This window comes from Arcobacter sp. LA11 (assembly GCF_001895145.1).
Classification (GTDB): domain Bacteria; phylum Campylobacterota; class Campylobacteria; order Campylobacterales; family Arcobacteraceae; genus Halarcobacter.
Window position 1 is genome coordinate 107,092 of sequence record NZ_BDIR01000009.1, and the last position, 18,554, is coordinate 125,645.

The following is an 18,554-nucleotide window of genomic DNA, read 5'->3' on the forward strand; positions in this document are numbered from 1 at the left end:
TATATTTATGTATTATACTATTTATAAATCTAAATATGGGTCAAAGATGATATTTCAGAATGAAAAACAGCTATTAAAAATAATAAAATATACACCAAGTATTTTTATACTAACAATTTCTATAATAACACTAACTATTCAATTTGCAGAAAATAATAGAACTTTTGAAATTGAAAAAGAAAAAATAAGAACTGAATTTACTACACGAAATAAAAATATCATTAAACAAGAAATAGATGAAGTATATGATTTTATAAAAAGAGAACAACAATCAACACAAAAAGAGTTAAAAGAATCTCTAAAAAATGCAGTTAACAACGCTTATGCAATTGCAAATACAATATATCAAAATAATCAAGATAAAGATCCAGTTTTTATAAAAAAACTAATTGTTGATGCACTTAGAAATATAAGGTTCAATAAAAATAGAGGTTATTTCTTTATATATGAAAACACTGGAAAAAATATTCTACTTCCACATAACCCAGAACTTGAAGGAAATGACTTTTGGAAGCATCAAGATTCAAAAGGCGCTTACGTTATTCAAGATATGGTAAGTCTTTTAAAGAAAAAAGATGAAGCTTTTTATCAATGGCATTGGTATAATCCAACTAACCCAGATAAACAAAAAACAAAAATTGGTCTCGTACGAAACTTTAAACCTTTTGAATGGTTTATTGGTACAGGTGAATATATAGAAGAGTATGAAGTTGAAATAAAAGAGAAGATATTAGATTTTGTAAAAAATGTAAATTTAAATGAAGATGGATATATCTTTATCATTGATTATGATTTAATCTATTTAAGTCACATACGAAAAGACTATATCGGGAAACACGCCATTACGAATAATGATGCAGTAGGAACAAAAGAGGTAATAGATAAACTCTTACAAATTGCAAAAAATGGTGAAGGCTACTATAGTTATGTACAAAATAGAAAACCAGGAAGTGAACAACCTACTAAAAAAGTAAGCTATGTTAAAGGTCTTGATAACTGGTCATGGATTATAGGAACTGGTTTTTACGAAGATGACATGAATATGGCAATTATTCAAAAAAGAAAAGATTTAGATGAAAAATTTAAAGAATATGTTTATCAAATCTTAAAAGTGACAATCCTAATAACAATTATACTATTACTACTATCAATCTATTTTTCTAGAATATTACAAAATAAATTTATTAAATACAAAAAAGAGATTAAAGAACATATCAACAAAAATACAAAACAGCAAAATATTATGGCACAAAAAACTAAAATGGCTGCCATGGGTGAAATGATAGGAAATATTGCCCATCAATGGAGACAACCTCTATCTACTATTACAACAACTGCAACTGGATTAAAGATACAAAAAGAGATGAATATACTTGAAGATAGTTTCTTAATTGAAGGATTATCAGGAATAAATGATTCAGCACAATATTTATCAAAAACAATTGATGATTTTAGAAACTTTTTCAAAACAAATAAAAATGAAGTAGAATTTAGTATAAAAGATACTATTTGTAGAGCAATATCTCTTTGTAGTGCTCAATTGTATAACTTAGAAATTGATATAGTTAAAGATATAAAAGATATCAAAATAACTAATTTTGAAAATGAATTTATTCAAGTAATTATCAATATTTTAACAAATGCAAAAGATGAATTAACAAAAAAGAATAAAGATTTTAAGAAAATAATTTTCATAAAAGTTAAAAAAGTAAAAGGTTTTGTTTCTATAGAAATAAAAGACAATGCTGGAGGAATTCCTAAAAATCTAAAAAATAGAGTCTTTGAACCATATTTTACAACTAAACATAAAAGCCAAGGAACTGGTATTGGTCTATATATGTGTAAAGAAATAATTGAAAAAAATATGAAAGGTTCATTAGAAGTAGAAAACTGTAAATATGAACATGACAATACATACTTTATAGGAGCTTGCTTTAAAATAAAGTTACCACTTAATAAATAATATACATTTTGTCATTAACTTGTAGCTATTCCATGCTATAATAATTTTATGAAAGAAAAAGTATATGTATTAGATACGAATATCATTTTACAAAATGTGCAAAACTTAAGTAGAATATCTGACAATAGCACTAACAACATCGTTATACCAGAAACAGTTTTATTAGAATTAGAGGATAAAAAGAAACTAACAAATGAATTAGGTTATTATTCTAGAGAGTTCGCACGACTACTTGCAAAAATGAAAATCAAAGAGGTTGACTACAAAACAGGATTTAAAGTTGTAAAACTTTATAACGATGAACTTACACTTCATATTATTTCAAAAGATGCATACGAATCAGAAATTGAACAAGTTCATTTAAGTGAGAGCAATGACAAAAGAATAATTGAAGTTGCTGCTATTGCTCAAGATTATTATAAAGGTACTCAAGTTGTATTTTTATCTTTAGATGTCTATGCAAGAACTTTTGCATTATTTAAAGGTATAAAAGCAGAAACACTACATGATGATAAATCTACAGTTCCAAAGTTTGAATTTGTAAAATTTATAAATGTAGATTCTTCTTTATTTAACTCTCTTGATGGTAGTGATATAACTATATATGATGAAGAATACTCTTCTGAAAATTTCTGTTATGCTTTTGAAAGTGATGATGGAAACTCTACTTATGGAATCATTTTAAATAAAAGAATAAATATTTTAACAGAAGCAGATTTTAAAACTATGCAAGTTAAACCTGTTAATTTAAAACAAAAACTTTTTATGAAAGCAATTTTAACTGATATGTTTGATTTACTTGTTATTGATGCAAAAGCAGGTTCAGGAAAGACTCTTATGTCTATGGTTTCAGCTATGAGACTTATTGATTTAGGACACTACGATAAAATTGTTTATGTTAGAAACTCTATAGAATCACTTGATAAAGGTGCTGATATAGGATATTTAGCAGGGAATGACGAAAAATTTAGAATTTATAATATGGCTTTACAGGATACTTTAGAATTTGTAGCAAAAAAACAACTTAAAAAAAGTGAAAACAAAGAGAATAAAGAATCAATAGAATCTAAAATTTCAGAACTTACATCTAAATATTGTATTGAAACATTATGGCCTGGGGAAGCTAGAGGAAGAACACTTTCTGAAGCAATTGTCATTATGGATGAGTGGCAAAACTCTTCTGAAAAAACTACCCAATTAATTTTAAGTAGACTTGACGAATCTTGTATGGCAATAGTAATTGGATCAAATAGACAAATAGATAATCTATATTTAAATAAATATAACAATGGTCTTACAACACTATTAAAACAAACAAGACAAGAGCATCCAGAAGTAAAAATGTTTGCGATAGAACTAGAAAAAGCAGTTCGAGGTAAGTTTGCAGAATTTACAGAAAGAATATTTGAAAGGAAAAGATAATCCAAAGTAGACTAATCAATGATACTATTTATAATCATATTCAGTATACAAAACTTGAAGATAAAATTCTTCAAACAAAGATACTGAATAGATTACAATTTATCACACAAAATGCTTTAGCATATTTTTCATATCCATCTATTACTACTAAGAGATTTATTCATTCTTTAGGAACTATGCATCTAAGTTCATATATTTTTAAAAATGCTTTGCTTAATGCGCATAAAGAGACAAAAAACTCTTTCTTAAAAGATTTAAAAAAAGCAGTTAAATCTATAATCAAAGAAGAGAAACTAAATATAAATCTAGATGATTTAGCATATTTTGATAACAAAGCTTTATATCAATTTACTATTCCAACAAAAAATAAAAAAGATAGAGTTATTTATACTATTATTTTACAAACTATTAGACTTGTTGGACTTCTTCATGATGTAGGGCATTTGCCATTTTCACACCAAGTAGAATATGCACTTGAAAAAGTTTACCACAGTATAAAACAAGAAGAAAATCTTTCAAAAAAAGAGTTAGATTTTATAAAAATCTATGAAGAGATAACTGAAAACTCTAGTGAAGTTCTCCATGAGGCAATAGGAAAACAACTTCTAATTATTTTATTTGAATATGAAATTTTTGATTTAATTAAAGAGAATGATGAAAAAGATTTAATAAAACTTATTAAGATTCTTGCAATAAAAATTTTAAAGAATAAAAAATATAAAGGCTTTGATTTTTCTGTTTTACATAAAGTAATTGATAGTACAGTTGATGCAGATAGATTAGATTATATAAATAGAGATATGCTAGCAAGTGGTTATATAACTGGTCCAAATGACCATATTAGAATTACTAAAGAAGCAGTCTTAGTCGAAGAAAATGGAAAGTACCACTTGTGTTATTTTGACATGAGTTTAATAGATATTGAACACATGCTGGAGATGAGATTTAATCTTTATAAAAAAGTAATATTCAATCATGGTATTGCAAAAACAGATGCTATTTTAGAAAACGTAGTGCAATATTTAGCAAAAAAATATTTTGATAAAGAAGAAGAAAATTATAAACTTTCAGATTCTATTTCTATGCTTTGGAACTTTGCAAAACATAAAGATATAGAAAAAAGACTTGACACAATATCACAACTAGATGAAAACTGGTTAATTTCTTTATTTAAAGAAGAGTATTTTTATATAAAAAGAAAAAAAGAACTATCTCACGAAGATAAAAAATATATTTACTGTTTTGAAGAAGTCCTTTTTGGGAAAAGATATTTTAGAAGTCCTTGGAAAAATCTAAATGAATTTTACAAAGTATTAGGTTTTACAACTATTCAAAGATATCAATTTAGAGAAAGTTTTGGAAATATAACACACAAAAGAAGAATAGAGTTACAAGATAGACTTGATAATTTTATAACAAAATGGGAAAAAGAAGATAAAGAACTTTTCTTTACATATCAAATAGTTTCATTTAAAATTGGTATAGAAAAAAGTTTTTCCTTTTATGATGGAGAAAATTTAATTAATATAGATGAAATATCAACTTTAAGAAAAAGACTTAAACAATCTATGTTAAATACTGTTCCTTTTTATATATACTCAAATAAGAAAAATATGAATGAAGAGATGAAAGAAGATTTAAGACAAATACTTTTTGAAGTTTTTGATAACTAATATTACAAATTGAAATATTTTTTGGCTCTTCAAAAATCTTACACTAAAATACTTATATAAAACAAATAAAGGTTTAAAATGAGTATTTTAGGGAAATGCCCATACTGCGAAGCAAATGTTATATCAAAAAAAATAACTGCACAAGGAAAACAAATCAAACTATACTCTTGTGAAAATGCAAAAAAAGAGTATGATGATAGTGAACAATATGTTTTCACAGCAGATTCAACTTGTACTTTTAGAGTATATTCAAACGCTTTTTTAAAATGGAATAAACGCTCTTTTTCTGAATATGAGATGAAAAAATTACTTCAAAATGAACAAACTATAATAAGACTTCATGGAAGAAAAGGAACTAGAGAATATTTTAAATATGTAATTGCAGACAAAGAGTATGGAGTCTCAATTCTTTGGGATGAAGAGGTAGAGGAAAAAGTTTCTTAACTTATTCGCACTCTACATCTTTTAATATAGCTTCCTCTTTTTTAAAGTGTTCACATTGTTTTTTTGACATTGTAGAATTAGAAACCTTTGCATTCCAAAAAATTACATTTTCTATTTTTAATCCAAAAAAATCTATTTCATCAAAAATTGAGTAAGCTCCACCTGCATTTGTAAAGTCTACATTTTCAAAAGAAGTATCTAAAAACCTTGCTGACCAAATAGATAAATTCTCACACTTCAAATTTTCTAAAGTAGCATTTGAAAGGTTTACGCCTTTGAATATAGTATTATTACATTTTGCATTTATAAGTTCTACTCCTGAAAGATTAGAAGCCCTTACATTTGCACCATTTAGATTTGTATTTGTTAAGTTTGCACCCCAAAGGTTAGATTTTAATAAATTTGTATTTTCTAAATTTGCACCACTTAAATTTGAACTTGTTAAATTTACTTTTTCTAAATTTTTACCACTTAGATTTACATTTGTTAAATCACATTCTTGACAAATATTAGTTTCTAAAAGTTTTTTTAAATCTGTTTCACTATATGAAAAAAGTGAAGAAAAGAATAAGGCTATTATTAATATATATTTCATATTTACTCTATTTAACTTGCTTTATAATATCTAAAAACTGAGCTTCTCTTGTACCACCAATTTTTTTAGATAATAATTTCATATCTTTAGGATCAGCAAAATAAAATGTTGGAATACCTATAAACTTGTAAGGTAAGATTTCCTTGTCTTTTTTAATATCCATTATTACAGAAACATAATTATCATTTGTATAAGAGATAATCTCTTTATCTTTAAAAACTTTTTTCTTCATATAATTACACTCTGGACATGTTGGAGTAGAATACATTATCATGAGTTTTTTGTTTTCTTTTATAGCTTTTTGTTTTGCTATATTTAAATCTTTTTCAAAATTTATACCAGCTGCAAATAAAGATACTGTAAAAAATAGTATTGTTGTAAGTAATTTCATAAAAACTCCTTTTATAAGAAATCATTATAATTGATTATCTTAAAAGGAGTCTAAAAATTTATAATTAAATTAGTCTTCTCTTGAAGTAGTTTCTAATAAGTGATATCCAAATTGAGTTTGAACTGGACCATGAACAGTATTCAAAGCTTTGTTAAAAACTACTGCATCAAATTCTGGAACCATTTGACCTTGTGAAAAATGACCTAAATCTCCACCTTGAGCACCTGAAGGACATTGAGAATACTCTTTTGCTAAATCTTCAAATGTTTCACCATTTTCAATTCTTGTTTTTAATTCATTACATAACTCTTCTGATTCTACTAATAAGTGTCTAGCTGTTGCTGTTGCCATATTGTTATTTCCTTTAAATTTTTTTGAATTTTAACATAATTACTTTTCAAAGACTTTAAAGTATTTACCTTTTATCTTCCCTCTCTCTAAACCTTTTACAGCTTTTTTTATAACTTCTTTTTTAACTGCAACATAAGAGACAAAATCTAATATATTTATTTTTCCTATATCATTTTTATCAAGTCCAACACCAGCTGTTAAAGCACCTAAAATATCCCCTGCTCTAACCTTCTGTTTCTTTCCACCAAGAATAAAAATAGATCTAAAATCTGAATCAATTTTATAGTTCATATCATCTACAACTGTAGTCATATCTTCAAACTCAACATCATCAAATTTTTCTTTAATTAAATCCATTCTATTATCATCTATATTAGTAGCTAAAGTTACGGCAAGTCCATTTTTCCCAGCACGTGCTGTCCTTCCTATTCTATGAGTATGAACCATCTCATTTCGCGCTACATCATAATTTATTACTAAATCTATATCATCAATATGTAAACCTCTAGAAGCAACATCAGTAGCTATTAAAATAGGATATGATTTATTTGAGAAAAGAATAATAGTTTCATCTCTATCTCTTTGGTCTAAATCAGAATGAAGTGTTAAAACATCTAATCCTAAATCAAGTAAATCATCTGTCAATTCATCACATTTTATTTTTGTGTTACAAAATATAAGCACTGATTTTGATTTATTTGAAGAAATAAGTGAAGGAATTAAAGCTGTCTTTACCTCTTCTGTTACACTATAAAATTTTTGATTTATTACTTCACTTGTATGTACTGCTTCGCTTTGCACAAAAATTGGTTTATTTAATATTTCATTTGATAATTTTTTAATATTATCTTCATAAGTAGCAGAGAAAAGTAAAGATTGTCTATATTGTGGAACATTTTCAATAATCTTTAAAATATCTTCATAAAATCCCATATCTAGCATCTTATCTGCTTCGTCTAGTACTAACATATTTACATTTGAAAAGTCAACTTTTGTTTCATGTATATGTTGTAATATTCGTCCAGGAGTACCAACTACAATATGCGCACCATGATTTAATGATGCAACTTGGGGCTTAAAAGGAACTCCTCCACATAAAGTAAGTACTTTTACATTATGAATATGTCGTGAAAGTTTTCTTATTTCTACTGCAATTTGATTTGCAAGCTCTCTTGTAGGAGCCAAAACAATTGACTGAATTCTAAACTTTTTTACATTTAAAGCATTTACAATTGGAATTGAAAAAGCAAGTGTTTTTCCAGAACCAGTTTTAGCCTGTCCAACTACATCTTTACCATCTAAAATAGAAGGTAAAGATTTTTCTTGTATTGAAGTTAAATTAGAAAAACCTAATGTTTCTAAATTCTTTTTAAACTCACTTGGTATTTCTAAATCTTTTAAATTTGAGATAAATTATCCTTAATTATATTTTTTTAAAATAGTATGATACTGACAAAATTATAGCTAAAATAACCGCGACTCCATAGTATTTGTACTCTTCTGCATAAGTTAAAACAATCTCTCCCATTAAGTAACTTACTCCACCAATAACTATTGCCCAAGCAATAGCTGCAAGTGCATTATACATAGTGAATTTTTTAAATGAATATTTTGTAAGTCCCATAGCAAGAGGAATTAAAGTTTTTATTCCATAAATATATTTTTGAAGAAAAACTACAGTTGAACCATATTTACGCATAAGAAGATGAGCTAAAGCTACTTTTCTACCATATTTTTTCATAGTATCATTTGCATATGCTTTGTTTGTTCGTGCCATATAAAATAAAAACTGATCTCCTATAAAATTTGAAGTTCCTGCAACAACCATTGAAACTACTATATTTAAATCACCAGCATATGATAAGACACCTGCAATTACAAGCCCTACAAAACCTCCACCGAAAGAATATAAAAATAGTGCAATATATCCCCAGTCTCTAATAAACTCTTCCAACTTAAACCTTTATCTCAAAAAACTCTAAAGATTCTTCAACTTCACTATCATCTAAATCAATTGACTCATCTTCTATTTTTTCTTTTATTTTATTAATTATGTAATTCTTCACTTTAACTCTTGTATCTTCAATATCATCGACTATTACAAAACCGTTAAATTGAATTTCATTGTCATAGAATACAAAAGTTCCATTACAATTTGATTCTATAAATTCTGAAATTTCTCTATATGAAATATCACAGGGTGTACAGTTCCAACCATAGTCTTCAATTTCTTTATCTTCAAATAATTCTACACCATCTGTTTGATGATCAAAATATAACATCCGAGGTTGGTTTAAAAAAATTATTTCTTGCCAAGCCATAATTGGTTTTAATGTACAAATAGTTCCTGATATAGCGGGTTTATAATCTTTAAATATATTTATCGCTGTAGCTTTTATATCAAGTAAAGGTGAAACATTTTCTTGTGCACTTAACTTAAAAATTATTGGTATTGATAATGGACATTCTTCATTGATATAAACTTTACCATTTACATCGATTAGAACTTCTTGTTTTAATTCTATAGCATTTAGTATATTTGTAATATCAACTTTGATATCTAAATCTTTTATATTAATTTGATTCAAAACTTTCCTTTAAAATGATGTGCGATTGTAACTAAAATTGATTAAATTTAAGGAGTATTATACACTCTGTATATGTCTTATAAGAAATTTTTAATTTTTTTAGAAAATTCATAAAAAACTTTTACATTTCTTAAGATTAAATTATATATACTGAATGTACTTATAATTTAAAAAGGTAAGAAATGTCCCTGTTTCAAAGGTTTTGTAAACATTTTTATAAGAATCACACAAAAACTATCTATATTATAGATATCCTTTACATGAAAGATATCAATGCAGTATATGGATTTGAAAACGGAAATTTCATACTATCTCAACTTTTTAAACTTCTAAAAAAAGATATAAAAGAACAAATACTTTTTAATTTAGAAAGACGCGTTTGTATTGAAGTAAAAAATACTCATGTTGATGTTTTCACAATAACAATTTATGAAGAATTAAATGAAATGGAAATTATGGAAGTGAAAAATATTATTTTTAATAATATAGTCACTAACCAATTTGGTCTTTTACATAACGAAATTATGATTGACATTGATGTTACTATTGGATGTTCAAAAGGACAAGAAAAAGATTTACAAGTATATGCTGAAAAAGCTTTACATAATGCAAAACTAAACTATATTCATTTTATGTATTATGATTCAAAACTATATAAAAATCACTTTTTAAATGAAGAATTACTTGACGCTTTACATAGAAATATAAAAGAAAAAACTGTTGAGCCATTTTTTCAACCTATTCAAGATAATAAAACATCAGAAATAATCAAATATGAAGCTCTGATGAGAATCTTTGACAAAGATGGCCAAATTATCATGCCTCAAGTGTTTTTAGGTAAAGCTAGAAAATATAGATTATTTAACAAATTAATGGAAATACTTATTTTAAAAGTAATAGATTATATTGAAAAATATAAAATTCATGTAAATATAAATCTTGACTACAATGATATTTTAAATCCTTCAATGAAAGATTTAATTATTAACAATATTAAAAACTCAGATGTTGGTAAATATTTAACTGTAGAAATTCTAGAGAGTAAAAAGATTAATAATTTTTATTTAGTAAATGATTTTATTAATGATTTAAAAACATATGATGTACAAATTGCTATTGATGATTTTGGTAGCGGTTTTTCAAATTATGAGCATATTTTAAATATAAATACAGACTATATAAAACTTGACGGAAGTCTAATAAAAAAGATTGACGAAGATGTATACTATAACCTAGTAAAAAGTATAGTTCAATTTTGTAAAGAACAAAATATAAAAGTTGTCGCAGAATTTGTAAGTGATTTAAGAATTCTAAGATATGTAAAATCCCTTGATATTGACTATTCACAAGGCTATTACATTGGAAAGCCTGAAAGAATAGAAAAAATAATTGGAGGTAATGATGAAAACTAAATTAAAAGAAATTACTGATTCAACAGTTACAGAACTACTTGCAAATGAGATTATACTACCTTCAAACTATTTTCAATGTTTTGATAAACATGCTAAAACTATTGATTTAGATTTAGACAGTGAATCTTTTGAAAAAGAATTGAGTGAACTAATTTTAGATGAATTCAATGAAATAAACTCATATGTAAATGAAGCAGTAAAAACTATTGATACAGCTGCAGGAGTTACACTAGAAGCTCAAAAAGCTATCAAAGATAACAATACATTAGTGTTAAAAAATTTATATACACAAATTAAAACACTGCAAACAGAACTACAAGAAATTACAGATAATGTATATAAAGATTATTTAACAAAAGTACATAACAAAAAATGGTTATATCATAAGTATCTAACAAGAGAAGCAACATTTAAAGATGATAATATCATTATATTAGTAGATGTTGCAGATTACGAATACATTGCAGATACATACAATAAATTAATATCAAATAACCTTCTTGTATTTATAGCAAATTACTTAAAAAATAAGTTAGGAGAAGAAAACTTAGACTTCAATGTCTCAAGATATCTAACTAGTAAGTTTATTATTTCTATCAACAGTGATGATGTTCAACAATTAGAAACTATTATGAGTACTATTTCAAATGTTTTATATAACACAACACTAAAAAGTAACTCAGGAGTTATGATTAAACCTACTTTTGATTATGCAATAAGAAAAGTTAAAAAAGATCAAGCTTTTCATGAAGCATTAGATAGTTTATTAAAAAATATTGAAGAAGTTAAAAAAAGTTAGAATAAAAAGATTTTATTTTATTCTGACTATCTTCTATATTTAATTCTTCAAATCTCACAACTGTACCTATTTTTGCCTGTGCTAATTTAAAACAATCTATTGACAAAACTGAACCAATTTTAGGATAACCACCAATAGTCTGTCTATCTTTTAACAAAATTATTGGTTGTCCATCTTTTGGTATTTGTATTACACCAAAAGAGATTCCTTCAGAGACAATACCATCTAAACTAGATTTTATTTGTTCACCTTTTAATTTACATGCCATTCTATTAAAATCACTTGTAACTGTAAAACTTGAATTAAAAAACTTCTCTTTTTCTTCTTTTATAAAACTGCTTTCTTGATAAGATAGAACTACTCTTAAAGTTAATTCACTTTCATATTTTGGTAATAAATCTTCTCTAACTCTTTTTTTAACAATAGCTTTTGTATCTACAAAAGGTAAAAAGTCATTATTAACTAACTTATTTCCAGATAATCCCCCAAGACTATCTTTTATCGAAGTTGAATTACTTCCAAACTCTTTTTTGATTGTAAAACCATTTTTAACAGCAAAATATACTCTAGTTCCAGATGTAAACTTACCTATATTAATAGTATCACCTGCTTTTATATTATAGCTTTGCCAAACTGGTTTTAAAACTCCATTTATAAAAAACTCACAATACGCACCAGTAATAGAAATAGTAGTATCTCCTATTGACTTAAGTTCAACATTTGAAAAAGCTATTTCAAGTAGATTATCGTTTATATCATTATCTAAAAGTTTATGTGCCCATAAAGCTGCATATTCATCTAAAGAACCAGCACTAGTAACACCTAAATGAGCGTAGTTATATCTTCCTCTATCTTGAACTAAAGTAAAAACTCCTGCTTTTATAACTTCAAAACCACTCATATAACTCCACCTTGATCTAAAAAAGTTTCTTTTGATATTGGATTAAATTTTATTTTAGAATCAATTGAAACTGGTGATAATTCTTCTAATTTTTTATCAAAAAGTTCAAAAGTTGTTCTACCTAATATATTCCATCCACCTGGTGAATTTTGAGGATAAATTGCAGTTTGATTATCTGCAATTGAAACAGAACCTTTAGGTGTAAGTTTTCTAGGACTCTCTAATCTTGGAACTATAATCTTTTCATCAATAGAAGCTAAATAAGCAAATCCAGGTAAAAATCCTATTGCATAAACTTCATATATTTTTGAACTATGTATTTGAATTACTTCTTCTACACTTATATTTGCAAAAGAAGCAACTCTTTCTAAATCTAGTCCAACTTCTTTTCCATAATAGACATCAATATTTATAAGAGTTGAATTATTTTCTTCATATGGTTTTAGATTCTTTAACTCATCTTCTAAAAAGCTTTTTATACCTTCAAAATCAAATTTAAAAATATCATAAGAGATAAATAAAGAAGTATAAGAAGGAATAATCTCAATTAAACCTTTATCATTTTTTTCTTTTAATCTTTTATAAGCACTTTTAACTTTTAGTGAAACTTCTTTAGAAATTGTATCACTAAAATAGATAATTAAAGAGTCAGCAGAAGCAATTTTTATATTCATTAACTTAAAACTTTTTGTAAAGCTTTTATAAACTCTAAAGCATTTTCTCCATCTCCATGAACACAAACAGTATCAGCTTTCAAAAACAGTTTTTTGTTATTTATACTTTCAAGATAACCTCTTTCTTGTAAGTTTTTAATTCTTTCCATAACTTCTAATTCCTCATGAACAATTGCATTTGGTAACATTCTCGAAACTAATGAACCATCATCATTATAATTTCTATCTGCAAATACTTCATGGAGTAGTGAAATACCATATAACATAGCAGTATGTTCATAAGCTTCATAATTTGGTGTTGATAAAATCATTAATCTAATATTTTTATCATAAGAAGCCACTGCGCTTAGTATTGCTTTAAAGATATTTTCATCTCTCATCATATCATTATATAAAGCACCGTGAGGTTTCACATAAGCTACTGTTGTATTATGAAGTTTACAAAAAGCACTAAGTGCTCCTAGTTGATAAAGAACAATAGATTTTATCTCTTCTAAAGAACAAAGCATACTTCTTCTTCCAAAACCTACTAAATCTTGATAACCTGGATGTGCACCAATTGTCACGTTATACTTTTTTGCAAGTTCAACAGAACGATTCATAGTAAGAGAATCTGAGGCATGAAAACCACATGCTAAATTTGCCAAAGAGATATAAGGCATAATCTCTTCATCTTTACCCATTTTCCAAATACCAAAACTTTCACCCATATCACAGTTTAGTCTAATATTCATATTATCACCTTGCATTAATATTCCTTTATTTTACCATATATTAAACAAATAACTTCAAGAGTCATCTCTTATACCAGTCTTGTTTATTCTAATAATTCCTAGAATTAAAACCATTGCTATAACAAAATATAAGTTAACATCAACATATGAAGCAACTAAAATTGTCATACCACTTGCTAATATTGCAATATTTCTATATAAAAATGAGTATAAATAAATCAATACACACGCCATTACAAATAATAATTCTGTCATTCTTTTTCCACATATTAAATTTCGACAAAATTTTAACTAGCTTAAGTGTGTAAGAAGTGGGTTTTATACCACTTCTAAACTAAATTTATTTAATCATTTGATTTGGTAAATAATGTACAATTTCAGGGAAGAATGTAATTGCCATTACTGTTATAATCATCATTATAAAAAATGGAAAAGTTGCCTTTAAAATAGTCTCTATTTTCTCATTGGATATACTTTGTATAACAAATAAGGAGAAGCCAACAGGAGGCGTAATTTGTGCCATTTCAACCATAAATACTAAAAATACACCAAACCATAAAGGATCAAATCCTGCTAATACAACAATTGGAAGAACAATAGGAAGAGTCATAACTACAATTGAAATTGCTTCAAGAATCATTCCTAAAATTATATACATAATACCAATAAGTAAAATTAACATTAAAGGAGATAATCCAAGTCCTGTAATAAACTCACTCATAGCTCTTGCAATTCCTAAAAATCCAATTACTTGAGAAAGAAAAACTGCACCTGCAATAATAAAACTAATCATTGTTGAAGTCTTAACAGAATTTAAAACTGCTGTTCTAAAAATTTCCCAAGAAAAGCTTTTGAAGTATATAGCTAATAATGTTGCACCCATAACTCCTAAAGCCGCAGCTTCAGTTGGAGTAGCAAGTCCTCCATAAATAGAACCTAGGATCAAAGTAATCAAAGAAAATACTGGAAGTAAATCTTTTAAAGAATCTATTTTTTGTTTAAAAGTAAAGGTCTCTTTTACTTCTGGTTCAACACTTGGATCAACTTTTGCAGCAATCATAATATAAATTGAATATAAAGTTGCAAGTAAAAGCCCAGGAAGAATTCCCGCAATAAACAACTTACCAATAGAAGTATCAGCTAATACTCCATAAATAATCATAATAAGAGAAGGAGGAATTAAAAATCCTAAAGTTCCAGCACCAGCAAGTGAACCCATTGCAATTGATTTTGAATAACCTCTTTTTTTAAGCTCATCAAGTGTAATTTTTCCAACTGTAGCAGTAGTAGCTGCACTTGAACCTGAAACTGCAGCAAAAAGCGAACATGCTGCAACATTTACATGAAGTAAACCACCAGGAATATAACTAAGCCAAGGTTTTAAACCATTTAACAATCTTGTGGAAATAGAAGACTTATATAAAATTTCGCCCATAAGTATAAACATCGGTAAAGCAGCAAGTGACCAAGAATTTAATGCATCATATAAAGAGCCTGCTAATAAATCTCCTATCTTGTCATATACAGAAATAACAGGTGGAAGATTATGGTCAAAAAGGAGCATTCCCAATATACCAGTTAATATCAATGATACTCCAATCCAAATAGATGAAAGTAAAAATGCGAACATTACTACAATTATAATAACAGATAAAATTAGTGGATCAGATATCATTTTTAAGCCTTTTAATAATAAATGCAACAACTGCAAGAATAAACAAAATAGTTCCAATAGGCATAACTATTTGCGTTAAATATAGTGGTGTTTCTGAAACTGCTTCAGATAGCATTTCCAACTCATAAGAATCATATGTAAAAAGTATTGTTCTATAAAGAATAAAAGCTAATACACATAAGGTAATAATTGCAGCAATTACATCAATAAAACCATTTGTATTTTTACTTAATCTTGATGTAATAATATTTATACGAATATGGCCATCTTTTGCAAATGTATATGCTAAACCTAAAAAGATTGAAGCTAAATACAAATACCCACTATATTCATCTGCAATCATTGTAGACATATTAAAAAAGTATCTTAAAAAAATCTCTGTTAAGATTAAACCTACTAAACTTACTAATAATATTCCAGATAAATAAGCTCCGCCTTTGCAGAGCTTATCTATAAAATTTGATAGAGTATCCATCTTTTTACTTTCTATATTCTTCGAAAATCTTTTTAATATCAGAACTTGCACCATCTAAATATTTAGATAATAAATCATTTGCAATTTTGTCAAGCTCTGCTTTTAATTGAGCACTTGCATCGTTAACTTTCATTCCATTTTTAACCAATGTTTCTAAAGCAACTCTATCTTCTTCTTTTGAAGCTTCCCATTGAGATTTTTCAATTTCAGAAGCAGCTTTTAACATGGCATCTTTTTGATCTTTTGTTAGTGTATTCCAGTAGTCTAAATTAATAGTAACAGCTTGTAAAGGATATGCATAATTTATTTTAGTAAAATTATCTAATACTTCCCAAAATTTCCCATCTTTACCCGATGCAGATGATGTTACAACTGAGTTAACCATTCCCGTTCTTAATGATGAATAAACTTCTCCCCAAGGAAGAGCAACAGCATTTCCTCCTGCACTATTTACAAATGCAGCTGAATTCTTATCATAAGTTCTTGTTTTTGCACCTTTGAAATCAGAGATTGAAGTCATAGCTTTATTTGAATAAAATCCAGATGGTGGCCAAGTTACACTATAAAGTAATTTTTGATTCCATTTTTTAGCAGTTTTTTCATATGCTGGTTTTGAAATTTGATATAACTTATATGCATCATCATATGATTGAGCAATAAAAGGTAAAGCAGAAATACCAAATACTTTCCCTCCACCAGATGTAAAAGGAATAAACATATCTGTCATTGCAACAGTACCATCTTTAACAGCTTTTAAAGGATTTCCTTTAATTAATGATGAACCAGCATGAACTGTAATATTAACACTTCCTTTAGAATAGTCTTTTACTAAAGTTGCAAATTTTTCAGCACCTTTTGTATGGAAATTATTTGCTCCATACTTTGCATTTAAATCCATTTTTACATTAGCTGCCATAAGCGATGCAGCTAACCCTGCGATTAATAAACCTTGTTTTAACATTTTAACTCCTTAAGATTAATATATGGAAGATTATCAATCTTAAGTGAGGAAACAGTGAGTTTTTAAGTTTTAGTCTATTTTTCGCAGTTTATAACCAGTTTGTGTAATATTTTGAATTAATTCTAAAGGAAGTTTCTGCCTTAGTTCTTTTATAAATGTTTTTAATGCACTCATACTCATAGTTCTATCTTTCCAGATATATTCATCTATTTGCTCATAAGTAACTACTTGATTTTTGCTTCTATAAAGTAAAAGCAAAAACTCTTTGTCTCTTTTTCGTAAATTTATTACCTCATCTTTATAGATAAGTTCATGGGCTTGGACATTAAAATAGCACTCTTTAGAAAATATTAAATTAGTAGTCAACCTATTTCCTAAAGCTTTTATTATTCCATTTAAAAGATTTTCAGAATTTATAGGTTTTAATATATAGTGATTTATATTCAAGTTAATCAAATCTAAAAGATATTCTTCATTTGAATAAGCAGTAACCATAATTACAATCACATCTAAATTTTCTTCTCTAATTTTTGTTATCATCTCGATACCATTTTTATTTGGCATTTCAATATCACTTAAAATAATACTTGGTTTGTATTCAAGATATAAATCATATCCATCTTCACCGTTTGAAGCTTCCAAAACATCTTCAAAATAATAGTTTAAAGTATTCACTAATCTTTTTCTAATACCATCTTCATCTTCTACACAAAGAACTGTATAGTTTTTAAATTGTTCTAATAGTTTCTCATCCATTATCCATCTCCACTCGAACTCTAAATAGTGCACCTTTTTCACTATTTTCAACACTAAGTTCACCATTCATATTTTTTTCAATAATCATCTTTGCCATATAAAGACCAAGTCCTGTACCTTGCGAACTCTCTTTTGTAGTAAAATATGGTTCGAAAATCAAATCAATATGTTCTTCTTTTATTCCCCCAGCATTATCTTCTACTGTTATAAGAACATCTTTACCATCCACATCAACAACTACATCAATTTTTGGATTTTCTATCTCTCTTTGATTTAATATATCTTTTGCATTTGAAATAAGATTTAGCATAACTTGTGCAAACTCTCTTTCATATCCATTTATTATAGAGTTGCATTTTACTCTCTTGGTTAAATTTATATGATAACTTTTAATTGAAGCACTCACTAAAGTAACAGCCTCATTACATGCATCATCCACATAAAACCTTACTTTCTTTTTATCAGGTTTAAAAAAGTTTCTAAAATCATCTATTGTATGTGACATAAATTGTATTAATCTATTTGATTCCTTAACACTTTCATTGATTAATTTATCATCTAGTTTTTTAAACTTATTTGCAGTTTCTAGTTCCATTAAGATACCAGATACTTCAGTTAATGGTTGTCTCCATTGATGTGCAATCATAGAAAGCATCGCTCCCATTCTAGCAAGCCTTGACTGATGAAGCATAGCCCTATCTTTTTTCTTTGCTTCCTTTAAAGCTTTATCAATCTTTTTT

The 18,554-nt window shown here is 26.8% G+C and carries 21 protein-coding genes; 6 read left to right on the plus strand and 15 right to left on the minus strand.

Annotated features, from left to right (window positions below):
• Window positions 1-46 precede the first annotated feature (46 nt).
• From BT997_RS11060 to BT997_RS11075, 4 genes are all read left to right on the plus strand, one after another.
• A complete protein-coding gene (locus tag BT997_RS11060) occupies window positions 47-1,963 on the plus strand; it encodes a cache domain-containing protein (protein ID WP_072681958.1) in 1,917 nt (638 codons plus the stop codon).
• A 48-nt stretch (window positions 1,964-2,011) separates the two neighbouring features.
• On the plus strand, window positions 2,012-3,385 hold the full coding sequence (locus BT997_RS11065; RefSeq protein ID WP_072681959.1) for a PhoH family protein: 1,374 nt from the start codon (window positions 2,012-2,014) through the stop codon (window positions 3,383-3,385).
• 176 nt (window positions 3,386-3,561) lie between these two features.
• Window positions 3,562-5,058, plus strand: a complete 1,497-nt coding sequence (locus BT997_RS11070) for a hypothetical protein (protein WP_258239476.1) — start codon at window positions 3,562-3,564, stop codon at window positions 5,056-5,058.
• Between the two features lie 78 nt (window positions 5,059-5,136).
• Window positions 5,137-5,502, plus strand: a complete 366-nt coding sequence (locus tag BT997_RS11075; protein WP_072681961.1) for a hypothetical protein — start codon at window positions 5,137-5,139, stop codon at window positions 5,500-5,502.
• A gap of 1 nt (window position 5,503) precedes the next feature.
• Here the strand turns inward: BT997_RS11075 and BT997_RS11080 are convergent, their stop codons facing one another.
• The 6 genes from BT997_RS11080 to BT997_RS11105 all read right to left on the minus strand — a co-directional run bounded on the left by BT997_RS11080 (window position 5,504) and on the right by BT997_RS11105 (window position 9,427).
• On the minus strand, window positions 5,504-6,097 hold the full coding sequence (locus BT997_RS11080; protein ID WP_072681962.1) for a pentapeptide repeat-containing protein: 594 nt from the start codon (window positions 6,095-6,097) through the stop codon (window positions 5,504-5,506).
• 7 nt (window positions 6,098-6,104) lie between these two features.
• Window positions 6,105-6,488, minus strand: coding sequence for a thioredoxin fold domain-containing protein (locus tag BT997_RS11085; protein ID WP_072681963.1), 384 nt, complete (start codon window positions 6,486-6,488; stop codon window positions 6,105-6,107).
• Window positions 6,489-6,557: 69 nt separating this feature from the next.
• Window positions 6,558-6,839 carry a peptidylprolyl isomerase gene (locus BT997_RS11090; protein ID WP_072681964.1) on the minus strand — a complete coding sequence of 94 codons (282 nt, stop codon included), beginning with the start codon at window positions 6,837-6,839 and terminating at the stop codon, window positions 6,558-6,560.
• A gap of 39 nt (window positions 6,840-6,878) precedes the next feature.
• Complete coding sequence (dbpA, locus tag BT997_RS11095) at window positions 6,879-8,249, minus strand: ATP-dependent RNA helicase DbpA (RefSeq protein ID WP_072681965.1); 1,371 nt, start codon at window positions 8,247-8,249, stop codon at window positions 6,879-6,881.
• A gap of 13 nt (window positions 8,250-8,262) precedes the next feature.
• Entirely contained in the window at window positions 8,263-8,793 is a 531-nt protein-coding gene (locus BT997_RS11100; RefSeq protein ID WP_072681966.1) for a DedA family protein, read from the minus strand.
• A gap of 1 nt (window position 8,794) precedes the next feature.
• On the minus strand, window positions 8,795-9,427 hold the full coding sequence (locus tag BT997_RS11105) for a hypothetical protein (protein WP_072681967.1): 633 nt from the start codon (window positions 9,425-9,427) through the stop codon (window positions 8,795-8,797).
• Between the two features lie 260 nt (window positions 9,428-9,687).
• Between BT997_RS11105 and BT997_RS11110 the strand changes: the two genes are divergently transcribed.
• Both BT997_RS11110 and BT997_RS11115 read left to right on the plus strand, forming a co-directional pair.
• The gene (locus BT997_RS11110) at window positions 9,688-10,839 is read left to right on the plus strand and encodes an EAL domain-containing protein (protein ID WP_072681968.1); all 1,152 of its coding nucleotides are present in this window, start codon (window positions 9,688-9,690) and stop codon (window positions 10,837-10,839) included.
• Window positions 10,829-11,638, plus strand: a complete 810-nt coding sequence (locus BT997_RS11115) for a diguanylate cyclase domain-containing protein (protein WP_072681969.1) — start codon at window positions 10,829-10,831, stop codon at window positions 11,636-11,638. Before BT997_RS11110 ends, BT997_RS11115 begins: the two co-directional genes overlap by 11 nt.
• Here BT997_RS11115 and BT997_RS11120 read toward each other — a convergent pair.
• The 9 genes from BT997_RS11120 to BT997_RS11160 all read right to left on the minus strand — a co-directional run.
• Window positions 11,625-12,539: a biotin-dependent carboxyltransferase family protein gene (locus BT997_RS11120; RefSeq protein ID WP_072681970.1), complete on the minus strand. Its 915-nt coding sequence runs from the start codon at window positions 12,537-12,539 to the stop codon at window positions 11,625-11,627. The genes BT997_RS11115 and BT997_RS11120 overlap by 14 nt on opposite strands.
• Window positions 12,536-13,213, minus strand: coding sequence for a 5-oxoprolinase subunit PxpB (gene pxpB / locus BT997_RS11125; protein ID WP_072681971.1), 678 nt, complete (start codon window positions 13,211-13,213; stop codon window positions 12,536-12,538). The genes BT997_RS11120 and pxpB overlap by 4 nt, the downstream gene beginning before the upstream one ends.
• A complete protein-coding gene (locus BT997_RS11130) occupies window positions 13,213-13,962 on the minus strand; it encodes a 5-oxoprolinase subunit PxpA (RefSeq protein ID WP_083568703.1) in 750 nt (249 codons plus the stop codon). Before BT997_RS11130 ends, pxpB begins: the two co-directional genes overlap by 1 nt.
• 39 nt (window positions 13,963-14,001) lie before the next feature.
• Window positions 14,002-14,202, minus strand: coding sequence for a hypothetical protein (locus BT997_RS11135; protein ID WP_072681972.1), 201 nt, complete (start codon window positions 14,200-14,202; stop codon window positions 14,002-14,004).
• 85 nt (window positions 14,203-14,287) lie between these two features.
• Entirely contained in the window at window positions 14,288-15,622 is a 1,335-nt protein-coding gene (locus BT997_RS11140) for a TRAP transporter large permease (protein ID WP_072681973.1), read from the minus strand.
• Window positions 15,612-16,097, minus strand: a complete 486-nt coding sequence (locus BT997_RS11145; RefSeq protein WP_072681974.1) for a TRAP transporter small permease subunit — start codon at window positions 16,095-16,097, stop codon at window positions 15,612-15,614. The genes BT997_RS11140 and BT997_RS11145 overlap by 11 nt, the downstream gene beginning before the upstream one ends.
• Window positions 16,098-16,101: 4 nt before the next feature.
• Window positions 16,102-17,058, minus strand: a complete 957-nt coding sequence (locus tag BT997_RS11150; RefSeq protein ID WP_072681975.1) for a TRAP transporter substrate-binding protein — start codon at window positions 17,056-17,058, stop codon at window positions 16,102-16,104.
• 69 nt (window positions 17,059-17,127) lie between these two features.
• Entirely contained in the window at window positions 17,128-17,814 is a 687-nt protein-coding gene (locus BT997_RS11155) for a response regulator transcription factor (RefSeq protein WP_072681976.1), read from the minus strand.
• Window positions 17,807-18,554: sensor histidine kinase (locus tag BT997_RS11160; protein ID WP_143145191.1), on the minus strand; the 748-nt coding region annotated here is incomplete at its 5' end. The genes BT997_RS11155 and BT997_RS11160, both read right to left, overlap by 8 nt.